At 66.8% G+C, this 8,219-nt stretch carries 9 protein-coding genes; 5 read left to right on the plus strand and 4 right to left on the minus strand.

Annotated features, from left to right (window positions below; all coding sequences use genetic code 11):
- Positions 1 to 330: 330 nt before the first annotated feature.
- Genes MUO23_10735 through pdxS form a run of 4 tightly spaced genes read right to left on the minus strand, consistent with a single transcriptional unit; the run spans position 331 to position 3,401 of the window.
- On the minus strand, positions 331 to 1,380 hold the full coding sequence (locus MUO23_10735) for a hypothetical protein (protein MCJ7513430.1): 1,050 nt from the start codon (positions 1,378 to 1,380) through the stop codon (positions 331 to 333).
- Entirely contained in the window at positions 1,377 to 1,967 is a 591-nt protein-coding gene (pdxT, locus tag MUO23_10740; protein ID MCJ7513431.1) for a pyridoxal 5'-phosphate synthase glutaminase subunit PdxT, read from the minus strand. The genes MUO23_10735 and pdxT overlap by 4 nt, the downstream gene beginning before the upstream one ends.
- Positions 1,964 to 2,476: a pyridoxamine 5'-phosphate oxidase family protein gene (locus tag MUO23_10745; protein MCJ7513432.1), complete on the minus strand. Its 513-nt coding sequence runs from the start codon at positions 2,474 to 2,476 to the stop codon at positions 1,964 to 1,966. Before MUO23_10745 ends, pdxT begins: the two co-directional genes overlap by 4 nt.
- 37 nt (positions 2,477 to 2,513) lie before the next feature.
- Entirely contained in the window at positions 2,514 to 3,401 is an 888-nt protein-coding gene (gene pdxS, locus MUO23_10750) for a pyridoxal 5'-phosphate synthase lyase subunit PdxS (protein ID MCJ7513433.1), read from the minus strand.
- Between the two features lie 167 nt (positions 3,402 to 3,568).
- On the opposite strand from pdxS, the gene MUO23_10755 reads away from it, so the two are divergent.
- The 5 genes from MUO23_10755 (at position 3,569) to MUO23_10775 (ending at position 8,165) form a co-directional block, all read left to right on the plus strand.
- Positions 3,569 to 3,979 (plus strand): GntR family transcriptional regulator, encoded by a 411-nt coding sequence (locus tag MUO23_10755; protein MCJ7513434.1) that lies wholly within the window; start codon positions 3,569 to 3,571, stop codon positions 3,977 to 3,979.
- A 31-nt stretch (positions 3,980 to 4,010) separates the two neighbouring features.
- Positions 4,011 to 4,946 carry a slipin family protein gene (locus MUO23_10760; protein ID MCJ7513435.1) on the plus strand — a complete coding sequence of 312 codons (936 nt, stop codon included), beginning with the start codon at positions 4,011 to 4,013 and terminating at the stop codon, positions 4,944 to 4,946.
- Positions 4,947 to 5,491: 545 nt separating this feature from the next.
- Entirely contained in the window at positions 5,492 to 6,355 is an 864-nt protein-coding gene (locus MUO23_10765) for a CPBP family intramembrane metalloprotease (protein MCJ7513436.1), read from the plus strand.
- Between the two features lie 173 nt (positions 6,356 to 6,528).
- A complete protein-coding gene (locus MUO23_10770) occupies positions 6,529 to 7,569 on the plus strand; it encodes a methyltransferase domain-containing protein (protein ID MCJ7513437.1) in 1,041 nt (346 codons plus the stop codon).
- A 38-nt stretch (positions 7,570 to 7,607) separates the two neighbouring features.
- Positions 7,608 to 8,165, plus strand: a complete 558-nt coding sequence (locus MUO23_10775; protein MCJ7513438.1) for an adenine phosphoribosyltransferase — start codon at positions 7,608 to 7,610, stop codon at positions 8,163 to 8,165.
- Positions 8,166 to 8,219 lie beyond the last annotated feature (54 nt).

An 8,219-nucleotide genomic window follows, 5' to 3' on the forward strand; every position in this document is an offset into this window, starting at 1 on the left:
CTCCGTCGCCGAAAATGCAGCGCCGCGCTGGCCAACACGGCGGCACAGGCCAGGCCGATGGAGGCCTGCAGGCTCCAGCGAATGTCGGGCGTGACATGCGGCAGCGCCCACCAGCGCAGGCCGGTGAAGAGGCAGCCCAAGGCCAGCGTCACCGCGCTTCCGGGCAAGGATGCAAACTACTCCGCCGACGGGGACGCCCTTGCATCATGGGGATTTGGGTTTGGGGAGCGGCGCGACTTGCAGTACAGGCGGATTGCCCACAGCGTGCCGATATCGAGGATCAGGGAAGCAATGACGATTGGGAGGATCCAGTCCTCGGCCATTATCGCCCTACCAGATGCCCGGAGGCGTCCTCCTCATTCTTCGGTCGGGTTGCGCGCAAAGCGTCCAGGCCCGATCTCGTCCGCCCGCCGGGTCGCGCGGCCCAGGCTCAAGGTCAATGCGCGCCATCGGTGCGGTGGGCTTGATGGTGACGCCTGCCGGAGCCCGCTCGGCGGCAACGGCCGGCTGCCGAACCGGCACCACCAGCCGACGTACCATCACCGCCTGGTCGCAAACTGGCTGCAGTCCCAGGCGTTCGAGGATGTCGTTGAGCCAGCCCTGGTAGGAGCGGACAACGATGTACACCGGCCGGCCGGGGCGCCGGGGGATGGTGGAGAAGAATGATTGCAGCAGGTCGTCAACCGAGTCCACGGCTGGGTGCAGGTATGGCTGGACCCACGTGCCGAGTGGGCCGCGATCAGTGCTCAAGTACGCGAGGATCTCACTTTGTTGTCCATGGACCCAGCCGCGGCCATTCCTGTGTGGCGGGGGCTCGACCTGTTGAACCAGGGCCGGAACCAGATTGGCATACAACATGGCCACGGCGATTTCATCCCCGGCGCCCTCGTGCCTCCAGGCGGCGGGCGCTGGGCTGGCCGCGTGGAGAGAGCCGACCTCGGGCGGCGGATCGAGGCGCCAAATACGTTGGCGGGCATAGACTGCGAAGCCCGCACGCCTCAATGCCTCGAAGGCTGGCAAGTGTTCATCGACCTCGGCCACAAGATGCCGGGCTCCCTGGCTGCCGGCAGCCCGCGTCAGGGCGTCCAGCAATTGCATCCCCGGCCACTCATTGAGGGTATCAGCCGGGCTGACGAAGGTCAGGCGGGCCAGGGAGTCTTGGTGCCGGTACAGGTACTGACCGATGCAGTCCGGTCCGTCCCCTCCCTGGGCGCGTGCCACCAACGTGCAGGCGGACTGGATGGGATTCAGGGCATCGAGCACGGCGTGCTGCAGGGTGTTGGGGCCGCGAGTGTAGGCGAGTTGCGCGTCCAGACACAGACCACCGGCGCGCAGACGGTGAAGGAGCGACAGGTCGCGCCAGTCAAAGGGCCGGATCACCCCGCCACCTGCCGACAGAAGTAGTCGTGGAAGCGGTCGTCGCCCGTAAGTTCGGGATGGAAGGCAGTCGCCAGCCAGCGACCTTGTCGGGCGGCGACAATCACTGGCTGCCCGCCGGGCGCAGCCGGTGGCAGGCTGGCGAGAATCTCCACCTGGGAGCCGATGTCCTCGATGATCGGGGCCCGAATGAACACGGCGTGAAACGGCCGGGTCGGATCCGGCAAGGCTAACACCGTCAGGTCGGCTTCAAAGCTGGCCACCTGGCGGCCGAAAGCGTTGCGCTGCACGCTGATATCCATTAGCCCCAACAAGGGCTGGTCTCGATGAACCTCGCGCGACAGCAAGATAGCGCCGGCGCAGGTCCCCCAGATACCCCGCCCGGCCCCGAAGGCTCGCAGCGGCTCCATCAGATCGAAGCGAGTGGCCAGCTTGCCGATGGTGGTCGACTCGCCGCCGGGGATGATCAGGCCGTCGAGGCTCTCCAGGTCTGTGGGGAGTCGGACCTCGTGAGTCTCGACCCCGAGGCGCCGAAGGACGGCAGCATGTTCGGCGAAGTCGCCCTGCAGGGCCAGCACGCCAATCCTCATGGCCTGACCTGCTTCTGCTTGCCCGACCAGGCGTCGACCTCGATGGCGAAGACACTCGTCGCATCGAGCTCGGCCTGCGTGATCGGCCGGTAGTCGCGCCCCGGCCGGCGGTCCGGGAAGTGCTTGTCGAGCAGACCTTGCAGGCCGTGCTGCTTCTCATCATCGCTTTCAACGAGGCGGGCCCGGCCAAACACGATCACGCTGGCGTACTCGTTGCTGAACTCCATGGCGGTGTCGGCCGGGAGCAGGCGGCCGATCTCGGCAACGCTGAAGCACACCCGCGGATTTTGGAGGATGTTCTGCCGGGTTCTGCCATCGAGGGCGGTGTGAATGTAGATGCGGCGGGCGGCCGGGTCGTAGCAATACAGGCTGGTGTGCAGAAAGGGCTGGTTGTCGATGGAGGTGGCGGTGACGCCGAACTGCGCCCGAGCGAGCAGAGCCTCGATTTCCCGCTCGCCGGGCATTGCCCGATCCGAGCGCCGCAGCCGAGTCCAGTCGCTGTCGGTCATACTGGTTCGAGGCCGAGGCCGCGACGGCTGCCTGGGCCTACCAGCCGCGACTGGCCAGGCGCTCGGACTCGTGCAGCGAGCTGACGCCGATCCCGACCATCGGTTCGCCCAGGTCCTTGCTGACCTCGGCCAGGATCTGGGGATCGTTGTAGTGGGTGACGGCGGCGACGATCGCCCGGGCGCGCCGCTCAGGATCGCCGGACTTGAAGATGCCTGATCCGACGAACACCCCATCGACGCCCAGCTGCATCATCAGGGCGGCATCGGCGGGGGTAGCCACCCCGCCGGCGGCGAAGTTGACCACAGGCAGGCGGCCCAGCTCGCGGGTGTCCTTGACCAGGTCGTAGGGCGCGCCGATCTCCTTGGCGTAGGCCATTAGCTCTTCCGGGGCCATGGTCTGCAGTCGGCGGATCTCGCCCAGCACGGCCCGAGCATGGCGTACGGCTTCGACCACGTCACCCGTGCCGGCCTCGCCCTTGGTCCGGATCATGGCCGCGCCTTCGCCGATGCGGCGCAGCGCCTCGCCCAGGTCGCGGCAGCCACATACGAACGGCACCTTGAAGGCATGTTTGTCAATGTGGTGGTTCTCATCGGCCGGGGTCAAGACCTCGGATTCGTCGATGTAGTCGACGCCGATGGCCTCGAGAATCTGGGCCTCAACGAAGTGCCCGATGCGGCACTTGGCCATCACCGGGATGCTGACCGAATGCATGATGCTCTGGATCAGGCCCGGGTCGCTCATGCGGGCGATCCCGCCCTGGACCCGGATGTCCGCCGGCACGCGCTCCAGGGCCATGACCGACACTGCCCCTGCCGCCTCGGCTAACCGGGCGTGTTCTGGCGTGACCACGTCCATGATCACGCCTCCCTTGAGCATCTGGGCCAGGCCTTTCTTCAAGGCGAACGTGCCGACTTCCTTTTCCACCCTCGCCTCCTGATGGGATTCCCTGTCTTCGACCGGATTCTACCATGAGCCTCGTTCGACGGCCGTCGAACGCCGCGGGGCGGGACTTGACAAACACGCGGCTTGTAATACAATGCTACAAAGATACAAACAGACAATGAGACAATAAGGACAATCCAGGCGTGGAAATGTCGATTGACTTTCGCTCCAAGATCCCGATCTACATCCAAATCGTGGAGCAGGTCAAACAGCAGGTGGCGGCGAGTGGGCTGCAGCCGGGCGAACAACTGCCGACCGTGCGCCAGCTGGCGGCCGATCTGCGAGTGAACTTCAACACCATTGCCCGCGCCTATCGTCTGCTGGATGAAGCCGGGCTGATCTCCACCCAGCAGGGGCGGGGGACTTACGTGGTGGGAACCCCGCCGGACACCATCACTGGCGCGCTGCGCCTTGAGACGCTGCGCACCCTGGCCCGCTTGTATCTGACCGATGCCGCCCGTCTGGGCTTGACGCCGGACGAGGTCGCCTCCGTCACGATCGAGAGTATCGAACGCTGGCGGCAGCTGGGCATTCCTCCAGCCGAAGCCGATCCAGCCTAGGGCGGCAACCCCGCTCAGAGAGGATGAGACGATGGCCCGCAGAGAGACAACCCCCAATCAGTCGCCTCCGGCGCAAGCCCCCAACCGCGTCTCAAGCATTGGCCTGACGGCCTTCTTCGTGATGATCGGCGTGTATATCGTCGTCCTGATCCTGCTGATGCAGCAGGGGGCGAGCGCCTGGTTGATCGCCGGGGTCTCGGCACTGCTGTTCGGCCTGGCGGTCTACTTCCTGCTGGCGATCAAGATTGCAGCCCAATGGGAGAAAGCGGTCGTGTTGCGCCTGGGGCGCTTCCGCGGCCTGCGCGGCCCGGGGCTATTCTGGATCGTGCCGATCGTCGACGCGGTGACCTCGTGGATCGACCACCGGGTGATCGTCACCCGCTTTATCGCCGAGAAGACGCTCACCAAGGACACCGTGCCGGTCGATGTCGACGCGGTTCTGTTCTGGCTGGTGTGGGACGCGGAGAAGGCGGCGTTGGAGGTCGAGGACTACCAGGCGGCAATCGCCTGGGCGGCTCAGACGGCGCTGCGCGAGGTGATCGGCCAGATGGAATTGGCCGATATCCTGGTCGGCCGGGCGATGATGGACAAGGACCTGCAGCGAATCATCGACGAGCGCACCACGCCCTGGGGGATCACAGTGCAATCGGTTGAGATCCGCGACATCGTCATCCCGCAGGCGCTGGAAGACGCCATGAGCCGTCAGGCCCAGGCCGAGCGCGAGCGCCAGGCACGGGTGATCCTGGGGGAATCGGAGAAACAGATCGCGTCCTCGTTTGCTAAGGCAGCTGAGAGCTATGTCGACAATCCGACGGCTCTCCACCTACGGGCGATGAACATGCTGTACGAGGGTCTGAAGGAGAAGGGGGCACTGGTGATCGTGCCCTCGACTGCCGTCGAGACCATGGGCCTGGGCGGGCTATCCGGCTTGGTGTCGCTGGCGGGCACCCGGCCCCCGAAGGAATAGACCGTGGCCGAGACAGTGGCATGGGAGTATCGAGGCGGGACCTTCGGGGCACCTTCAGCGCACCCAAGGATCCGGCGGTTGAGGCGGCGCAGGACGCCTGGGGAGCCCGGGGCTAGGAAGTCGTCGGCCTGGTCCAGCGCCAATCCAGTTAGCATATCTTCGTGGTGGCCTACCGCCCGACCCGTGGCGCCGTCCGGTGCAGCGTTTCACCATAGGAATCTTCCCCAGCGAGCGGGAGGTTTCACGTGAAACCTCCCGCCGGGTCGGTTCCGGATCTTCCGGCGGGGCCGTCGTCGGTCCAGGACATTCCTCACCGACGCCTGGGAAGCAGCCCCCCGCGGTGGCTGGGCAGCTCAACCTCTCGCTCCCAGGCCTATGCCCTTGGGGCCCGAATCATGGGCGAAACGGCTCGGCTCGGTCGGCCCGGTGAGCCAGAGCTGGCGCCGGGCGAACCCGGGGATCGCCACCCGGAGGAATGTTTCACGTGAAACCCTGGTCGCCCGCAACCGGGGGATGGGATTGACCCGGAGAAGCCGAGAACAGGAATGCGCCTGAGCAAGGGAGTTGTCGCCTATCTGGTCTTGAGCTTCGGCCTCGCCTGGGGGCTGTGGGAGGCCGCTTTCCGGCTGGGGCTGTCTCCGGCTGACCCCCTCTTTCAGCTGGCTATCCTGCCGGGGGCCTTCGCCCCAGCGGTAGCGGCCCTGATTGTGCGGGCGGGGGTCACCCGGGAGGGATTCGGCGATGCCGGGCTCCGCCCCAATCTGCGCCGCACCTGGCGCTACTACCTGCTGGGCTGGCTGTATCCGCTGCTGGGGGTGGCCGTGCTTGCGGCGCTGGCGCTCGGGTTGGGGATCGCCCGCCCCGACCTCAGCCTGCAGCGGGCGGCCACTGCCTTGCTCGGTGAGGCCGCCCAACCGATCCCCGACCTGCTCGTGCTCCTGCTGCCGGCCCAGCTCCTGCTCAACGCCCTGTTGGCGACCCCGCTGCTTTGGGGGGAGGAGTTCGGCTGGCGGGGCTACCTTCAGTTGCGCCTGTACCCGGGGAAACCGCTGCGGGCGGCCGCCGCCACGGGCGTGATTTGGGGTCTGTGGCACCTGCCGATAAACCTGCGCGGCTACAACTTCGCCGGGCAACCTCTGGCGGGGATGATGGTCTTCACCGTCAGCACCGTCTTGCTGTCGATCATCTTCGGTTGGCTGCAGCAGCGGACAGGATCGGTCTGGGCCCCCAGCCTGGCCCATGCCGCCACCAACGCCGTCGGGGGATCACTGACCCTGCTGCTGTTCTACGGCAGCGGCTATCCGCTGATGATCGCCTACGTCGGCATCCTGGGCTGGGTTCCCCTGGGGGCGCTGGCGGCGTGGATCGCCTGGCGCGGCTATCCCCGATCGGTCAGGGTTGAGGGTTGACGGCGCCCTGATAGCCCGGTCTGCTCGCTCGGTTGACAAACGCCAGGCTATGGCTCCAGCGCCCGACTCGTCGAAGCGCGGGCGGTTCTGGCTTACGCGTTGCGCCACGACCCGCGCCCTTTGCTGGGGTGGCCACAGACCGCAGCCGCGGTCCGATCAGACCGGGGTCGGGGGTGGCCACAAGTCCAGCCCTCCGAGGAAGGCGGATCCGGCGGGCAATCTCCCTGGGCGCAGCGGCTGCAGGTAGAATCGGCCTGCAGAGCGAGCCCACCCACGCCGTCCTGCGGGAGCAGCCCTTGGCCGATAGCCCACCCCCGATCTGCAGCTACGAAGGGTCCGACTATCAGCGGACCTTTTGGGAGCAAGGGGGGCGTGCCTACGAAGACGCGGTGGAAGCCATCGCCCTACGGCGCCTGCTGCCGGCGGGCGGCGCTCGGTTGCTCGACGTCGGTGCCGGCGCCGGGCGCAACGCACCCCGCTACGCCGGATTCGAGCAGGTGGTGCTGCTCGACTACTCGCGCACCATGCTCGAGCAGGCCCAGGCCCGACTAGGCCTCGAGGATTGCTACTTGTTTGTTGCCGCCGATGCCTACCGCCTGCCGTTCGCGCCCGGGCTGTTCGACGCGGCCTGCATGGTGCGGGTGCTGCACCACATGGCCGACCCCCAGGCCGTGCTGCGTCAGGTGTCGCTTGTGCTCGGTCCGCAGGCGGCGTTTGTGCTGGAGTTCGCCAACAAGCGCAACCTGAAAGCCATCGGGCGTTGGCTACTGCGGCGCCAGGCGTGGAACCCCTTCTCGCCGGATCCGATCGAGTTCCTGCCACTGCACTTCGACTTCCATCCGCGGGCGGTCGCCGGCTGGCTCGTCAATTTTGGTCTGAGCGTGGAGCGGACACTGACCGTCTCCCATTTCCGCTCCGGGCTGCTCAAACGGGTGGTGCCTTTGTCGTGGCTGGTGCGCCTCGATGCCTGGGCTCAACTCACCGGCGGGCTGTGGCAGCTCGCGCCGAGCGTCTTCCTGCGGGCTCGCGCCGGGGAGGCCCACGCCCAGAGGCCGGGCGCGGCCTTCTGGCGCTGTCCCGTTTGCGAGTCGCTGGAGTTCACCCGGACAGAGGCCGGATGGGTGTGCGCCGGCTGCAAGGCGGTCTGGGAGGTGCGCGGCGGCATCCATGATTTCCGCCAGCCGCTCTCCGGCGTCGTGGACCGCAGGCTATAATCAGCCGGTCTGGGTCACGGCCAGTGGAGGTCGACAGGATGTTGGCGCAACGCGACACCCATACCGTTCAGGTCGCCGGGCTCGAACGCCATCTGCCGCTATTCGAGGTCGCCCCAGGGCTGCGGATCGCGGTCCTGAACATCCTGGGTGACACGGAACTGGTGGAGGCCTGTGCCCGGGCGCTGCAGGCGGCGCTCGAACCCCAGGCCTTTGACTTGATTGTCACCGCCGAAGCCAAGAGCATCCCCCTGGCCCACGCCCTGTCGGTGCTCACCGGCAAGAGCTATATCGTGCTGCGCAAGACCTACAAACCCTACATGGGAGATGCCCTGCAGGCCGAAACGCTGTCGATCACCACCGGCAAGCCGCAGACCCTGATCCTGGATGAAAAGGATCGCCAGCGGGTGGCGGGGCAGAGCGTGCTGTTGTTGGACGATGTGATCAGCACCGGCTCCACCCTGGAGGGGATGCGCAAGGTCCTGAAGCTGGCAGGAGCCGGCGTGGCGGCTGAGGCCGCGATCTTCACCGAAGGCGACCCGCAGGACTGGGCGCACATCGTCTCCCTCGGCCACCTGCCCTTGTTCAAAGAACGTTGAGCCTGACCATACGCTCAAAGACTGCAGCTCCCGGCCTGGGCAACCCGCCCCGCC

It is taken from the genome of Anaerolineales bacterium (genome assembly GCA_022866145.1).
Taxonomy (GTDB): domain Bacteria; phylum Chloroflexota; class Anaerolineae; order Anaerolineales; family E44-bin32; genus PFL42.